The organism is Candidatus Poriferisocius sp., assembly GCF_965204015.1.
Lineage (GTDB): Bacteria > Actinomycetota > Acidimicrobiia > Acidimicrobiales > Bin134 > Poriferisocius.
Window position 1 is genome coordinate 2,789,295 of record NZ_OZ241965.1, and the last position, 17,095, is coordinate 2,806,389.

The window sequence follows — 17,095 nt, forward strand, 5'->3', positions numbered from 1 at the left end:
GCCGGTAGTGAGCGACGCCATTCGATACGAGGCCAATGAGCCCTGCCCTTCGGGGGTTGCTGCCGTCGCTGGACTTCAGGGCGTGGTGCTGGCACTAGCCCCGATCGTGTCGATTGTGGTCATCACCGCCCGGGCCGGAGGACAAGACGCGGGATATTTCTCGTGGTCCCTGTTTGCGGCCATGATTATCGCCGGAGCGCTGACTGCATTGCAGGCCAGTCGTTTCCGGCGGTTCGGCGCCGGGCACATCTTGATCATGGGCCCCACCCCGAACTTCATCGCGATCTCTGTATTGGCCCTGGCCGAGGGCGGTCCGAAACTGTTGGCCAGCCTCACCGTGGTGGCCTCGTTGTTCTACCTGGTGCTGGCTTTCTGGCTGCCGTTCATGCGCCGGGTTATCACCCCAGTGGTCACCGGCACGGTCTTGATGCTGATCGCGGCCACTATCTTGCCGGTGGCGCTCGACCGGCTGGAAGACGTCCCGGCCGACGCACCCGAGGCCACGGGACCGATCGTCGCCTTGGTCACGCTGTTGGTCTTCACCCTGCTGTACTTGCGGGCGTCAGGAGTATGGCGATTGTGGTCGCCGCTCATTGGGATTGTCTCCGGAAGCGTGGTGACCGTGCTGTTCGGCGCCTACGAGGTGGGCTCGGTGGGCGACGCAGCCTGGGTGGGCATTCCCGACTCTGGCGGGTTTCCCGGATTCGACCTCACCCCGGAGGCGAGCTTCTGGTCGCTTCTGCCTGCTTTTGTGGTGGTAACGCTGGCGGGCGGGGTCAAGAACGTGAGTGACAGCGTGGCCATCCAACAATCCTCCTGGCGTCGTCCTCAAGTCCCCGACTTCCGGCTGGTCCAGGGCTCCCTGAACACCAATGGACTGGGCATCTTGTCGGCCGGCATCTTTGGTATACCGCCAACCTCGGTTTATTCGGGGACCAGCGTGTCGCTTATCAGCTTCACCGGAGTGGCGGCTCGTCGCATCGGCTATGTCATCGGCGGCACTCTGGTTGTGCTGGCCTTTTTGCCCAAGCTGACCGCGTTCTTGCTCACCCTCCCCAGCCCAGTGGTGGCCGCCTACTTGCTGGTAACGATCGCGCTGCTTTTTGTGAGCGGCATCCGCACGGTTGTGCAGGACGGCCTCGATTCCCAGAAGGCCATGGTGGTGGGCTTGGCGTTCTCGCTCGGCGTGGGACTCGACAACCAGACAATCTTCACCGACCTGCTCGGCCACAAATGGGGTTTGCTGTTCGACAACGGCATGTTGATCGGGGCATTCGCCGCAGTGGCGATGGTCGTGTTCTTGGACCTGACCAGCCCGCAGCGGCGCAGCCGCCTGGAGGTCGATCTCAGCGTCTCCTCGCTACCCGACATTGATCGCTTCCTCCTGGGGCTTGCCGCGGGGAACAACTGGAACGAGGCTTCCACCCAGCGGCTGCGCTCCGCCGGGGAGGAGGCTCTGCTGAGTCTTGTAGAGACCGAAGAGGCCGGCGAGGAGATGTTGGAGAGCTTGGTACGGTCAAACGAATCCACCGACTCGGCCGCCCGATTGATCATCCAAGCCCGCCCCGAACCCGCCATGGTGGAGATGGAGTTCCTGGCGGTGTTCGACGAGGAGAACCTCGAGGATCGGTTGGCGTGCTTGAACGAAGAGTCCGAGGGATTGCATGAGGGCGAGGTGTCGCTTCGCCTGCTTCGGCACTACGCATCCTCCGTCCACCATCAGAAATACCACGGCCTAGACATCGTCACGGTGCAGGTGAAAGGCACTCGCTAGGGGAACAGTGAGCTCAGCCGAAGCCATCCGCTACGAAACCGACGACCGCTGTCCGCCGTTGGTCGCGTTTACCGTCGGCTTCCAAGGAGTGGCAGTAACCATTACATCGGTCGTGTTGTATGTGACCATCACGGTCCGGGCAGGGGGCCAGGATGAGGGCTATCTGTCTTGGGCAGTCTTCTCTGCGCTGATCATCGTCGGAGCTCTTACCGCGTTGCAGGCCAGCAAGATTCGGCGGTTCGGTTCCGGGCACCTGTTCCTCATGGTGGTGACCCCAACGTTCATAGCCATCTCGGTGCTGGCGTTGGACACGGGGGGCCCAGAAATGCTGGCCAGCCTCATTGTCGTCTCCTCTCTCGCCTATCTCGTGCTGGCCTGGCGGTTGCCGTTCATGCGCCGGGTGATCACGCCGACTGTCTCCGGAACGGTCATCATGCTGATCGCGGTCACGGTCTTGCCGGTCGCCCTCAATCGGGTCGATGAGATTCCCGCCGATGCCCCTGATGCCGCAGGTCCGGTTGCCGCCCTGGTCACGGTGCTCGTTTCCACCGGATTGTCGTTTCGGGTTTCCGGTGTCTGGCGGCTTTGGACGCCCCTCATCGGGATCGCCTCTGGCTGTGCTGTGGTGGCGCTGTTTGGTGCCTATGAATTGGGTTCGGTAGGCGATGCAGCATGGATCGGCGTTCCCAGCAGCAGTGGCTTCCAGGGATTCGAACTGACCCCAGGCCCTGATTTCTGGGCGCTTCTTCCTGCGTTCGTGGTGGTGACGATGGTGGGGGCAATCAAGAACATCGGCGGCAGCGTGGCCGTTCAACAAGTCGGCAGGCGCCAGCCGCGGGTTACCGATTTCCGTTTGGTGCAGGGCTCGCTCAACACCAACGGGCTGGGCGTACTGCTGTCGGGATTTGCCGGGACGCCCCCGTCAACCGTTCACACCTCGCGAACGGTGCAACTCGTCAGCCTCACCGGGGTTGCGTCCCGTCATGTGGGGTATGCCTACGGCATCATCTACGTGGGCTTGGCCTTTCTGCCCAAGTTGACGGCTGTCTTCACCACCATTCCCAGTCCGGTGATGGGGGCGTACATCTTGACCGCGGTAGGACTGCTATTCGTCGAGGGCGTTCGAACGGTTGTGCAAGACGGCCTCGATTCTCAAAAGGCGATGGTGGTGGGGGTGGCGTTTGCGGTGGGCGTGGGGTTGGACACCCAGACAATCTTTGCCGACCTGGTGGGCGGCACTTGGGGGGTATTGCTCGACAACGGCGTGCTCGTTGGGGCACTGGTGGCGATTGCGCTGACGATGTTCTTGGACTTGACCAGCCCGAGAATTCGAGAACGGCTCGAGACCGATCTGAACCTGTCCAAGCTGCCCGAGATCGACGGGTTCCTCCGAGGGCTGGCTTTGAAGCTGGGCTGGAATGAGGCTTCCGCTCAGCGATTGCGCTCGGCGGGCGAGGAGACGTTGATCAGCCTCTTGCAGTCGGAGGAAGTTGAGGGCGCCGAGGAAGTCCCCAGGTTGATCGTCATGGCCCATCTTGAGGGAGAAGCGGTGGAACTGGAGTTCTTGGCGGTGTTCGACGAGGAGAACCTCGAAGACCGGCTGGCGTATTTGAGCGATGAGACCGAGGGAATGGAAGAGGGGGAGATCTCGCTTCGCCTGCTGCGGCACTACGCCTCAACGGTCAACCATCAGAAATACCACGGTTTAGATATCGTTACGGTGCAGGTCAGAAGCTCTGGCTAGCCTCGAAGTGGGAGAGAACATGGCATCGCGAACAGGGGAATCAATCGCGGTTGTCGGGATGGCCTGCCGGTTTCCCGGTGCCAACAACCTGTCCGAGTTCTGGCGCCTGCTGGAAGAGGGCAAGAACACAGTTACAGAGGGGGTTCCCGGTTCGGGCGAGGGGCGAATAGGAGGGATTTTCCCAGACGCCGTTGTCGACAACGATGCCCTTCGCTTCGGCGGATTGATGGACGACATCGACCAGTTCGACGCCTCGTTCTTCCGCATTTCGCCGATTGAGGCCCATTTGCTGGATCCCCAGCAGCGGATGATGCTGGAGACGAGTTGGCAGGCCCTGGAAGACGCGGGGATCGACCATGAGAAGCTCCGGGGCAGCCGCACCGGGGTGTATGCCGGGATCAGCAACAACGACTACCGCGGACTGATAAAAACAGATGCCTTCACCGCCGATGCCGCGCTCAGCCTGTACTCGGTGAGCGGCAGTTCTCTCAACACCGCCATTGGGCGAGTTGCCTTCGCATTGGGACTGCAAGGTCCGGCGATGGCTGTGGACACCGCTTGCTCATCATCGCTGGCCGCGGTCCATCAGGCTGTGTCCGGGCTTCAGAGAGGAGAAGCCGATCTCGCCCTCGCCGGCGGCGTACACATCATTTTGTCGGGCTACCTGTTCCATTTGCGGGGCAACGCCGGGATGCTGGCCCCTGATGGAAAGTGCAAGGCATTCGACGCCTCTGCCAACGGGTTCGTGCGAGGCGAGGGCTGCGGGATCATGGTGCTGAAGAGGCTCAGCGAGGCGGAAGCCGACGGAGACCGGATTTGGGGCGTGATTCTGGGGTCTGCGCTGAACCAGGATGGCGCTTCCACCGGGCTGACCGTGCCCAGCGGAGAGGCCCAGCAACTGGTGATCTCCGAGGCGCTGGCCCGGGCCGGGGTTGCGTCATCACAGGTGGACTACCTCGAGGCGCACGGTACGGGGACGCCGGTGGGCGATCCCATCGAACTGGGGGCTATCGCCGGTGCCTACTGTCGAGATCGCGACCGCGATCAACCGCTGCTGGTCGGGTCTGTGAAGACCAATATCGCTCATCCGGAGTCGGCTGCCGGAGCGGCTGGCTTGATAAAGACGATGCTGGCGATGAAGCAGGGCGTGATTCCCCGGCACCTGCACTTTGAGAATCCGAACCCGGTGATCGACTGGGACCAGGTGCCGTTGAAGGTGACGTCTGAGCCCACACCCTGGCCGGGTGGCTCCGACCGCTTGCCCATCGCCGGCGTGAGCGGATTCGGCTGGTCGGGCACCAACGCCCACGTCATTGTGGAGGCTTATGAGCCTCCGGCGGGCGAGCCCGCACAGCCCGGTGAGGAGCGGTGGCCCAAAGGCGTTCCTCTGCCCATCGCCGTGGCTTCGTCCGAGGACACGGCGGCTACACCGGCGGTTGAGGCCGCCGACACCCGCCCGGCGAGACTGCTGCCCCTGTCGGCGAAGTCGGACAAAGCCCTGAGAGATCTGGCTCAGGGTTATCTGACGTGGCTTAATGGCAATTTTGAACCTTCAACCGACGAGCTGCTCGCCGACATGGCTTGGACCGCCGGGGTGGGTCGGAGCCATTACTCCCATCGAGCTGGGGTGGCGTTCAAAGACGCCGAGTCGCTGCGAGACAGGCTCGAAGCGCTGGTGGGCGCCGAAGATGAGGTGCCGGGATCGCGTACCGATTTGAAGGTGGCCTTTGCCTTCACCGGACTGGGCAGCCAGTGGGTTGGCATGGGGAAGTCGCTCTACGAGAGCGGGCCGGTGGTGCGAACGGTCTTGGATCGCTGTGAGGAGGTGTTCCGCGAGGAGTGCGGCACCTCGCTCTTGGACGTGATGTTCGGCGTGCCCGATGCCGACGGCGATCTGAATGATCCAACGTGGACACAACCCGCCATCTACGCCATGGAGTGTGCGCTGACCGCACTGTGGTCGAGCCTGGGGGTGCGGCCCGACTTGGTGGTCGGGCACAGCCTGGGTGAGATAGCGGCGGCCCACACCGCGGGGGTGCTCAGCCTGGAGGATGGCCTTCGGTTCGCTGTCGGACGGGGCAAGCTCACGGCCGAGCTGGAAGAGCCCGGTGCGATGGCCGCGGTGTTTACCGCAAAATCTGACGTGGCGGCCGCGGTGGAGGAGCAGTGCGCGGTGTCGGGCGATTCGCGGCTGGCCATCGCCGCCGACAACGGGACTCATGTGATGGTGAGCGGACCGGTGGACGATGTGGAGGCGGTGCTGCGGGACTTCGAGGCCAACGAGGTGAGGGTTCGGCGTTTGGAGAGAAGCGCCGGTTACCACAGCGCCATGGTGGAGCCCATTTTGGACGGTGTCGAGGCGCTCATAGCTGGCTGTTCGGTGGCCGCGCCGTCGATCACGTTGATAAGCAGCATGACCGGCCAAGTGCTGGATCCCGACCTATCGATGGACGGAATGTATTGGCGTCGGCTGGCCCGCCAACCGGTGGAGTATCGCAAGTGCGTCGAGACCTTGGCCGATATGGGAGTGGACGTGGTCCTCGAAGTCGGCCCGGGGGCGGTACTCGGCCCCATGACAGTTCTGTCTTGGCCGGACCAGGCTGGCGGCACCGAGCCGGTGGTGGTGTCGAGCATGAAGCGGCCCTCGTCTCGAACGCCGGACCCCGTGGACGGCTGCGGGTTCCTCGACGCGGTGGCGGGGTTGTACCAGGCCGGCGTCGATATCTCCTTCGAGGGCCAATTCGAAGGGGAAACCCGACGCCGTATCTCGATCCCGGGCTACCCGTTCCAGCGTCAGCGCTACTGGGTCGAGACCCCCAAGCGTCGTCGATCCAGCGCGGGGCACCCGCTGCTCGGCATTTGCCACGAATCCCCCCGAGGTGAGCTTCAGTTTGAGACGGAAATGGATTCCTCCGATCCGGGGTGGCTGAATGAACACCGGGTTTATGGGCAGGTGGTCACGCCGGGCGCGCTGTACGGAACGATGGCGGTCTCCGCGCTGGTGGCCAATGGAAACGGTCGGCCATCCACATCGAGGGGCCGCAGCTTCGTGATCGATGATCTCCAACTGCTCAGCCCGATGATCTTTTCTGAGTCGGACTCAGAAGACGGGGCGGTGTCAGAAGGTCGCCAAGTGCAGTTTGTGTTGGACGAGGCCGAACCCAAGGTGCCCACTCGATTCGAGATCTACAGCCGGGGCCCGGGTGAAGACGGGTGGACGCTGCACGCCGAGGGCCTGGCCCATTCGGAAGCCGGGCGGCCTGAGGCGGCCGAAAGCGTCGACTTGGAAGGCCTGAAGGCCGGATTGGAGCCTAAGAACGTCGCGGAGTTCTACCGCTCCCGGCTGAGCACAGGGGTAGAGCTCGGCGCTCCGTTCCGCACCCTTCGGGCGCTTTGGTCCACGGAGGGCGAAGCGTTAGGCGAATTGTCACTGCCTGAGTCCATTGATGCAGGCGGCATCGAAGCGCATCCGCTGCTTCTGGACGGTTGCTTCCAGGTCATGGCCGAGGCCCGCAGTGGGACTGGTGCCGAAGATGGCGTGGCCTACATGCCGTTCGCGTTGGAGCGGCTGTGGTTGAACGGTCCGCTGCCCGACCAGCTCGTTTGTCATGCTCGTTTGAGGACGGCCCCAGAGTCGACAGCCGGGACCCCTGAGGTCTTGACCGGAGATCTAGTGTTCTACGACCAGCGCGGCGCGGTGCTTGGCGGACTGGACGGGTACACGGTGAAGCGGGCCACCCGGGCCGCGCTGTTGTCGGCGGCCGGGAGCTTGGATGATCTCCTCTACGAGATTGTCTGGCGAGACCGCCCCCTCGCCCCCGGGATTCTGCCGGCGGACTTCCTGCCTGCCCCCAGCGCTATTGCCGCGGGCTCAGGGTCGTTCTCCCAGTATCTGGCGGCGGAAGGGGTTGAGGCTGAAAGCCGGGTCGGGTTGCTCTCCGACCTCGAACTGCTGGCGTGGTCATTCGCCCGTATGGCCCTGGACCGGCTGGGTTGGGAGCGCACCGCAGGCGAAACGGTGGTGCCCGAAGACCTGAGGGAGCAGTTGGGGGTCGCCCCCGAGCACGGGCGTTTGTTCCGCCGGATGCTCGAGATGATGGCCAAGGCCGGCGTGCTGGAGGAGGCTGGGGATGGGTTCACCGTGTTGGTTGGCTCCGATGACCCCCTGCCCGAGGTGCTGGACAGTGATCCCTCGACGCGGGCCGACTGGATGGAGGGCCAATACCCCCACGGTGCCGTGGAGATCGGTTTGTTCCGGCGAACCGGCGGAGCTTTGGCCGATGTGTTGGTTGGCGATGCCGATCCGCTGACGCTGCTATTCGGCAGCGGCGAGCCGAGCGCCGCCGACATGTACATCAAGGCACCGATGGCCATGGCTTCAAACCGCCTGCTCGGCGACGCGGTGGCGGCACTGTTAGCCGATTTGCCCGAGAGCCGGCGACTGCGAGTGCTGGAGGTGGGGGCGGGAACCGGGTCGGCAACTGCGTCGGTGCTGCCCGAGCTACCCGCGGAGCGCTTCGACTACACCTACACCGATATTTCGGCGGGTTTCTTCGCCGAGGCGGAGAGACGCTTCGGCGGAGCAGAGGCGTCAATCGACTACCGCGTGCTGGACATCGAAATCGACCCCGTGGAACAGGGCTTCGAGAAGCACGGCTACGACCTGGTGGTCGCGTCCAACGTGCTGCACGCCACCCGCTTTCTGGATGAGACGTTGGGCAATTGCCGGCAGCTGCTGGCGCCGTCAGGCCATTTGGTGGCATTGGAGACTCTCCGCGGCCTGGGTTGGCTGGATCTCTCCTTTGGGCCACTGGACGGCTGGTGGCGCTTCGACGACCACTATCGCCCCCATCACGCCCTGACCAGTCCCGACGTGTGGCTTTGGGCGTTGGGAGACTCGGGATTCGTAACGGCAGAAGTCTTGGGCCTGGACCCGCCTGACACCGGCCGACAGCCCGATCGCGGGGTGATCTTGGCTCAGGGACCGGCCGAGGTGAGCGAGCAGCCCGGCGTATGGATTCTGGCATCGGATTCTGGCGATGCAGCCGAGACCCTGGCGCAGGAGCTGGCATCCCGGAATCAGACGGTGGTGATGGTTGGCGATGGCTCTCCCAGCGGTGACCAGCCCGAACTGGATGAGCCCGGAATCAACCGCGTTTCCCTGGCGATGAGCCAACGGGAGTCGTGGCGGTCGATCTTCGAAGGCCTTTCCTCCGATACCGCACTCCGCGGTGTTGTCCACCTGGTGTCGCTCGACGGCCGGGGGTCGCAGGTGGCCACCGAGCAGCTCGCCGAGGACGCAGCTCAGGCTGGCCAGAGCGCGTTGGCCCTGTTGCAGGGGATGGGTGATGCCGACGTCGCTCCGACCGACGGGGTTTGGCTGGTGACCCAGGGGGCCCAAGTGCTGGAGCACGAGCGCGCCGAGGGCATCGCCGGGGCGATTCTCTGGGGACTCGGGAAGGTGGTGGCCCGCGAAGCGCCTCACCTCACCCCGAGGATGATCGATTTGGATCCCGACCGTCCGATGCCGCTGTCGGACTTGGCCAATGAGCTGCTCTATCCCGACGCGGAGACCCAGATTGCCTACCGCATGGGACTGCGCCAGACGGCCCGATTGGCTCGGGCCGGGGTCGGGTCGGGTCGCCCGAACCTGCCCGATCCCGCGGGAGAAGTGAGCTGGATGCTGGCGGCTGACGCTGGCGGCGACCTGGAAGGGGTCAAGCCAGAGCCTCATCCGCCGGTGGAGTTGGGAGAGCGGGATGTACGAGTGGCGGTGGAAGCCGCCGGGCTCAACTTCTTGGACATGTTCCGCTCTCTGGGAGTCATCGGCGAGGGTCTGCTGGGCGAGGAGTTCTGCGGCCGGGTGGTCGAGGTGGGCGCCGAGGTGTCCACCGTTTCGGTGGGCGACCGAGTGGTGGGACTGGGGTTCGGCACGCTGGGCTCCGAAGCGGTCACCACGGAGGAGTTGGTGGTGCGGGCCCCCTCGGGCATGGCGCCCGCGGCGCTGGCCACGTTGCCCACCGTCTTTGCATCGGCCTTGCTCTCATTCGATCTGGCCGGGCTGAAGGCGGGCGAGCGGGTTTTGATCCACGCCGGAACGGGAGGCGTGGGGTTGGCCGCGGTACAGCTGGCCCAGGCCGCGGGGGCGGAGGTTTTCGCCACTACCAGTGCTCCCAAGCAGTCGTATCTGCGGTCGCTGGGCGTGGAGCACGTGTTCGACAGCCGCCAGACCAAGTTCGGTGAGGAGATTCTTGAGGCCACCGGGGGCGAGGGAGTCCATGTGGTGCTCAACAGCCTCACCGGTCCAGGCTTCATCGACGCCAGCCTGTCCTGTTTGGCCCGAGACGGCCGCTTCGTGGAACTCGCCCGGGTGGACATTCTCAGTGAAGAGGAGATGGCCGCGGCTCGGCCCGACGTGGGCTACTGGATCTTGGAGCTCGACACTCTCAAACAAGAGACCCCAGCGGTGCCGGGAGACGCTCTCCAGCGGGTGGTGGGCCAGGTGGCGGCGGGCGAACTGGCGCCCTTGGTACACACCCGATGGTCGTTGGCCGAAGCGGGCTCGGCGATGAAGTACATGCAGGCGGCCCGCCACATCGGCAAACTCGTCCTCGCTGGTTCCCCCATTGAAACCGGGCAGTTGAGAGACGACCGGACCTACCTGGTGACCGGGGGCATGGGGGGCATCGGATGTGCGGTGGCCGGCTGGCTGGCCGAGCGAGGTGCGGGGGCCATCGTGTTGAACGGGCGACGGCCCCCTGATCCCGAGGCAGAGGAGACCATCAACGGGCTCCGCCAACAGGGAGTGACGGTGGAGGTCGAGCTGGCCGATGCGACCGACCCGTCGGCCCTCGACCAGATGCTGGCCCGGATCGACGCCAACCTGCCGCCGCTGGGGGGCGTGATCCACAGCGTGGGCGTGCTGTCCGACGGCGTGCTGGCCAACCAGACTTGGGAGAAGTTCGAAGAGGTGCTGGGGCCGAAGGTGCTGGGCGCCTGGCATCTCCATCGGGCCACCGAAGACCGCGACCTCGACATGTTCGTCTTGTTCTCCAGCATCGCCGGTGTCATGGGCAATTCAGGGCAGTCGAACCACGCCGCGGCCAATGTGTTCTTGGACCAGCTCGCCGCCCATCGCCGTTCGCTGGGTCTGCCCGGGCAGTCGATCGCCTGGGGGGCGTGGTCGGGTTTGGGTGAGGCCGAAGAGCAGCGGGAGCGAATCGCCGTACAACTCGAAGCCGCGGGCACGGGGTGGATGACCCCTGAACAGGGGATGAGGGCGTTCGACCATCTGGTGCGCCAGGACGTGACCATGGCCATGGCGGCGACGGTCGACTGGCAGGCAGTTGCCGAAGGCTCTGAGGCCCAATCGCTCTTCTTGGAAGAACTGCTGTCGGCCGACGCCTCTGCCGATACCCAGGAATCGTCGGTCGATCTGCTGGAAGCCCTCAGGAATGCCGCCGCCGCGGAGCGCGACCAGATGCTGATCTCACACCTGCAACGAGAGCTGCAAGCGGTGATGCGGTTGCCCGACCTGCCGGAGGATTCCGCCGTGTTCGCCGACCTGGGCATGGACTCGCTGATGGTGGTGGAGCTGCGGAATCGGCTGAACCGGGCATTCGCCGGCGAGTACACCGTGTCCAACACCGCAATATTCGACTATCCGAACATCACCGGACTGGCCCAGCACCTGTCCCAGGAGTTCGGACAGGCCGGCGAAGCCGTCGAACCCCGAGAAGCCGTGCAACCAGCTCTGCCCCGACCTGTCCGCATGGAGGACGAGGGGGTCGCCATTGTCGGTATGGCTTGTCGGCTTCCCGGTGCTGAGGATCTATCGGCCTATTGGCGCCTTCTGGAGGCCGGCGAGAACACGGTGACCGACGGTCGCCAAGACGACGGTCCGTGGGAGGGAGTCCTCGGAGATCCCGCGGCCACCGATGCCATCTACCGAAAGGGTTCGTTCATCGAGGGCCTCGACCGGTTTGATCCCCAGTTCTTCCGGATTGCGCCCAAGGAGGCATGGTCGATCGACCCGCTCCAGAGGATGTTGCTGGAGACCAGCTGGCAGGCGGTTGAGGATGCGGCCATCGACCCCGACCGCCTGAAGGCAAGCCGCGGCGGGCTGTATGTCGGGATCGGTGTCAGCGAATACCGGAGTGTCATCGAGAAACGAGGCCGAACCGGAGGACATCTCAACACCGCGGGAAGCTTGACCGTAGGGCGAGTGGCGTTCTCGCTGGGTCTGGAAGGACCGGCGGTGCCGTTTGACTTGGCCTGCACATCGTCGCTGGTTGCCGTGCATCAAGCGGTGGAGGCTCTTCGGCGAGGCGAGATAGACGTCGCCCTAGCCGGGGGCGCGAATGTCGTCTTGTCGACTGCGGTCACCAATGCCCTGGTCGAAGCGGACATCTTGTCATTGCAAGGGCAGTGCAAGTCGTTTGACGCGTCGGCCGACGGATATGTGCGAGGAGAGGGGTGCGGCGTTTTGGTGCTTAAGCGGCTCAGCGATGCCGAGGCGGACGGAGACCGGATCTGGGGCGTCGTCCGCGGGTCGGCAGTGAATCAGACCGGGGCCGGCCTGGCCGTCACCGTTCCCAGTGGCCGGGCCCAGGAGCGGGTCATGGTCGAAGCACTGGCCCGGGCTGGCGTCGCCCCTGATGAGGTTGACTATGTCGAGGCCCACGGCGTGGGCACGGAAGTAGGCGATTCAGTGGAGGCGAGCGCGATCGCCTCTGTCTACGGCCCAGGGCGCGGGGAAGACCGCCCGGTGTGGATCGGCTCGGTGAAAACCAACATCGGGCACCTCGAAGGCGCCGCAGGTATGGCCGGCCTGATCAAGGTAGTGCTGGGGATGAGGCATGGGTCGGTTCCGAGGCACCTTAACTTCAGCGAACCGAGTCCCGAGATTGCTTGGGAGAGGATGCCGTTGAGGGTTGCCACCGAAGCGATCGACTGGCCAGGAGACCCAGGTCGCCAGGCCTTGGCCGCGGTGAACTCGTTCGGTATCTCGGGGGCCAACTCCCACGTCGTGGTGGAGGGGTACGAAACCACTGCCGGCGACCCCGATGGGTTCAGCTCGCCCTGGCAGCCGATGGGGCCACCGCAAGCCGTGGCCGCCGAGGATTCGCCGTTCGATGAGGGAGCCGAGCCGCCCGAGAGACGGCTGCTGCCGTTGTCGGCCAAGGCTCCGGAGGCGTTGAGAGAGCTAGCCCAGCGGTATCTCTCCTGGCTGGACGAGCACGCTGAGGAGCTTTCGGCCGCTGGCGCCGCAACCGATCCGCTGCTCTCCGACATGGCGTGGACGGCCAGCATCGGGCGAAGCCACTTCTCCCACCGGGCTGGACTGGTGTTCAGCGATGCGGAGTCCCTCCGCCAGCAACTCAGGGCGCTCCTTGAGAGTGATGAACAGCAAGCCCAAAGCGGTGCAGCGGCGCCTGCGAACGGCGATGATCCGCTTGCGGTCGTTGCCGCGGAATATGCCGATGGCCAGGCGATTCAATTTGAGGGCTTGTTCCAGGGCGAGGCACGCCGTCGGATCTCGCTGCCCGACTACCCGTTCCAGCGGCAGCGCCACTGGGTAGAAGCGCGGTGAGAGCCCGGAGGCCCGTAGGTCGATTGACAATTGCCTGCTCCTTGGTACACTTTCCCCGCTTTCAATCTGTGGCAAAGGAGCAGGTCAATGTCATCAACTGAAGAGCGGATCAGGGCCATCGTCGATCAGACTTTGGAAATCGAGGGACGAGAGGCCGGTCAGCCTCTGGATCTGTCTCGCAACGTTGCCGATGCCGGTGTGGCTTCTTCCGACATCGTGGCGTTCTGGCAAATGGTCAACCAGGAGTTCGGCACCGATATCTCCGCTGAGGAGTTCGCCGAGCTCTTGACGCCTCAAGACCTCATCAACCATCTCGATTCCTCTGGTTGATCACCGACACAGATAGCTGGTGGCGCCGGTTCAAAAGCATTGGTGCCATTGCCGTTTTCCACGTCGACCTGAAATCCGATCAGGGGCGCGAGGCCGAAGCTCTGACGTGGCTTGACGGGGAAGAGAGCGCGCGCTGGGAGCGTTTTCAATCCCCCGTCGCTCAACGGCGGTATGTGCTGTGCCGTGCCGCGCTCCGTGCCGTCCTCTGCCGCCAGATCGATTGTCCAAACGAATCGCTGGCATTCCAGGCCGCCAAGCACGGCAAGCCCTTTGCCCTGGTCAACGGCTTGCCCGCTTCCATAAGCTTCAACGTGAGCCACAGCGGCAACCACGGATTGATTGCCGTGGCGCCCCAGGGTCGCCTCGGTGTGGATGTTGAGGAGCGGGCCGCTCGTCGAAGTCTTGAGAACCTCATCGAAGGCGTGTTCAGCCCGCGTGAGAAGGCCGAGTTGGAGTCGCTTGACGGGTGTCAGCAGTTGCACAAGTTTTTTCGCTTCTGGACGATCAAAGAGGCGCTAGTGAAGGCCCATGGCAAAGGACTTTCCATGAAAGTCGCAGAATTGGAGATCCCCGAAGACATGCGCCATGGGGCGACCAAAAGCATCTGCCAGTTTGCTCAGATCCCCGATACGTCCTGGTGCCTGGAAGATATGGGAACGAGGGAATTCGCCGCCGCCATCGCCTATGAAGTAAGCCCGTAGACGTGACGGAGCAGGAATCGGCTTGGAGCGTTCCCGAGCCGCGGTCTGTCCACGAAGTGAAAATGGACGAAGAGTCGTCCATCTTGCTTCGTCGCCACGGAAACCCCGATGGCACTCGACTGATCCTCAGCCATGGGAATGGTCTGGCCATCGACTTCTACTATCCGTTCTGGTCGCTCCTGACCCAAGACTTCGACGTCATCGTCCACGACTTGAGAAACCATGGTTGGAACCCAGTTGGCGGCCTGGAAAACCACAGTGTTCCGACGCTGGTCGGCGACCACGATCGCATACTTGAGGAGATTGGCGAGCAATTCGGCCAGAAACCACAGGTTGGCGTATTCCACTCCGTGTCATGCCTCACGCCCCTCATTTCTGAGTCCAAGGGCAGCGAGTATTCGGCGCTCGTCCTGTTCGACCCGCCTCTATGCAAACCGGGCAGGAACTTTCGGGACTTCGAAGAAGCCGCTATCCGCATGGCGAAGTCGGCCCGGCGCCGCTCGCATCAGTTCAAGACCAAGAGCGCATTCACCGAGCTATTCGGGATATTCCCCACCTACAAGGCGGCGGTGCCTGGCACGGTTGACCTGCTGGCCGACACCACCCTGCGGGAATCCCCCGATGGGGAGGGCTTCGAGCTGCGATGCCCGCGGGAGTACGAAGCGCAGATCATCGACTACGCCAGCGTCTTCGGGGCGTTCATCGACTTCTCAAAGATCCGCTGCCCGGTCAAGGTGCTCGGGGCCGACCCCACGCTGCCCTATTCGTACTTGCCGTCGCTGAACCTCAGCGACATCTCCAGCGTCGACTACGACTTCCTGCCCGACGCCACCCACATGCTCCAGTTGGAGCAGCCTGAAGAGTGCGTTGCCGTCATGCGCGATTTCATCGACTCTGCGCTCGTGTAGCTGGGAGCAAGAAGACCGCAGCCCGCCTCTTCTTGGCACCCCGATACAAGTCAGGTCCGCGGTTGCTCGGTATGAAAGTTGTACCTAGAGTGACGGGCACTCACAAGGGGGGAAGAACTCCATGCGTTCACATCTACTGAAGCTGCTCGCGTTGTTGATGGTCTTCGGCCTAGTGGCCGCGGCTTGTGGCAACGACGACGATGACGGGGTCGCGACTGGCCCTGATGAGCCTGCGGCTGAGCCTGCCGACGACGGCGACGGCGATGAGCCTGCGGCTGAGCCTGCCGACGACGGCGACGGCGATGAGCCTGCGGCTGAGCCTGCCGACGACGGCGACGGCGATGAGCCTGCGGCTGAGCCTGCCGACGACGGCGACGGCGATGAGCCTGCGGACGAAGAGATGATGGCCCCCTGCGAGGCCACAGTGGCGGGCACCAAGATCAACTACGCGGTCTTCTCGCCCAACGCCAACATGGACCCGACCGGCAGTAGCGGCGCCTTGGTTGGCGGAACCCAGTTAGTGAACGTGTGGGACGTGTTGATGGCGTTCGACCCCGCAGCTGGTGTGTCCAACGGCCAGGCCGCAGAATCGCTGACCCCCAATGACGACTTCACCGAGTGGACGTTGAAGATCCGCTCGGGCATCACCTACGGCAACGGCGATGAGTTCGTTGCCCAAGATGTCGTCGACTCGATGCTCCGGTTCTTTGACTCCCGCGGTGACGGCATGACCAACCGGGCGGCCGGCTCGGTGGCCCTCATCGACTTCGACAACACCGAAGTCCCCGATGACAGCACAGTGATATTCCGACTCCATCGGGGTTGGAGCACCTTCCATACGCTGTTGGGCGACGAGCCCGGCATGATCGTGAACCCGCGCATCATCGCCCAGCTTCTGGATGAAGAGGCGGCCAACGCCACCGAGGAAACCAGCGCAGCCCGTCTGGTCCGCAACCGGATGGCCGTCACCCCCGATCTCGTCAACGCAGCCAGCTTTGGCCCCTATGAGGTGGTGGAGGTGGAGCCCAACGTGCGCACCCTGCTCAGGGCCCGCGACAACTACTGGGGTGGCCCGGTATGCATCGAGGAGATCGAGTTCACCTTCCCGGGCAGCTCCACGGCCAACTGGGAGGCCTTCCAGGCTGGCGACTTCAATGCCGCATTCCTGCGTGATCCGCGGGTGTTCGCCGATGCCCGGGAAGCGGGTGCCGTGCTGAGCTCGGAGTTCCAGAACGTTGGCGGACTGTTCCTGTTCAACCAGGGAGTCCGTGGTGCCGATGTGATTGGAAAAGACATCAGAATCCGTCGAGCCGCCCACCACGCCATCAACCGGGAGATCATCAACGATCGGGCCTTCGAGGGCAAGCTCAATACCACTAATGCCATTGCCGACGAGGGCACCTTGCTGTGGTCGCCCGAGTTGCAGGAATGCGCCGATCAGGAACCGGCTTTCGACCCAGATGCCGCCGCGGCACTGGTTGAAGAGGTGAAGGCCGATACCGGCTGGGACGGCTCCCTGTTGCTGGTCCACGCCGACACCGATCCCGGCCCCGAGATTGCCCAAGCGGTGGAGGGAATGCTGGAGGCCGCCGGCTTCGAGGTGGAGGTGGACCTCGGTCCCGTCACCACCGTGTTGATTCCCAGGGTCATTATCCAGGCCGACTATGAGATGGCCGGCTGGGGCTTCAACGCCGACGGTGCAACCTGGGTCGCGTCGCTCAACGACAACCTGCTGTCTACCAGCGGCTCCAACCGGATGGCATTCGCCCACCCGGACATGGACGCTGCGCTGGGCGAGCTCTACGGAGCCGCGACCGTGGATGATCAGCGAGCCGCGTTGGCTGGAGTGCAGTGCGTCTGGTCGGAGCAACTGCCCGCCATGGTCTATTCGGTGACCGAGGAGGGCTTGGTGCTCGCCCCGAATGTCAAGGGCGTCCAGCGGGCAGGCGCCACTATCTTCCTCTTCGGTAACGCCTACATCGAGAACTGATCCGTCAAGCTCGAAGGTCGGGCAAGTTCGAAGGACGGGGACTAGGGCACGGCAGA

Annotated in this window: 7 protein-coding genes; all 7 read left to right on the plus strand. The window is 64.0% G+C overall.

Annotation, left to right across the window (positions count from 1 at the left end; translation table 11 throughout):
- Positions 1-7: 7 nt before the first annotated feature.
- The 7 genes from ACOGJC_RS12570 (at position 8) to ACOGJC_RS12600 (ending at position 17,039) form a co-directional block, all read left to right on the plus strand.
- A complete protein-coding gene (locus ACOGJC_RS12570) occupies positions 8-1,774 on the plus strand; it encodes a uracil-xanthine permease family protein (protein WP_419845341.1) in 1,767 nt (588 codons plus the stop codon).
- 7 nt (positions 1,775-1,781) lie between these two features.
- On the plus strand, positions 1,782-3,518 hold the full coding sequence (locus tag ACOGJC_RS12575) for a uracil-xanthine permease family protein (RefSeq protein ID WP_419845342.1): 1,737 nt from the start codon (positions 1,782-1,784) through the stop codon (positions 3,516-3,518).
- A gap of 19 nt (positions 3,519-3,537) precedes the next feature.
- Positions 3,538-13,110 carry an SDR family NAD(P)-dependent oxidoreductase gene (locus tag ACOGJC_RS12580; RefSeq protein WP_419845343.1) on the plus strand — a complete coding sequence of 3,191 codons (9,573 nt, stop codon included), beginning with the start codon at positions 3,538-3,540 and terminating at the stop codon, positions 13,108-13,110.
- A gap of 87 nt (positions 13,111-13,197) precedes the next feature.
- Positions 13,198-13,440: an acyl carrier protein gene (locus ACOGJC_RS12585; protein WP_419845344.1), complete on the plus strand. Its 243-nt coding sequence runs from the start codon at positions 13,198-13,200 to the stop codon at positions 13,438-13,440.
- Complete coding sequence (locus ACOGJC_RS12590; RefSeq protein ID WP_419845345.1) at positions 13,437-14,141, plus strand: 4'-phosphopantetheinyl transferase family protein; 705 nt, start codon at positions 13,437-13,439, stop codon at positions 14,139-14,141. The genes ACOGJC_RS12585 and ACOGJC_RS12590 overlap by 4 nt, the downstream gene beginning before the upstream one ends.
- Before the next feature lie 2 nt (positions 14,142-14,143).
- The gene (locus ACOGJC_RS12595) at positions 14,144-15,049 is read left to right on the plus strand and encodes an alpha/beta fold hydrolase (protein WP_419845346.1); all 906 of its coding nucleotides are present in this window, start codon (positions 14,144-14,146) and stop codon (positions 15,047-15,049) included.
- A gap of 121 nt (positions 15,050-15,170) precedes the next feature.
- Positions 15,171-17,039, plus strand: coding sequence for an ABC transporter substrate-binding protein (locus ACOGJC_RS12600; RefSeq protein WP_419845347.1), 1,869 nt, complete (start codon positions 15,171-15,173; stop codon positions 17,037-17,039).
- Positions 17,040-17,095: the final 56 nt, after the last annotated feature.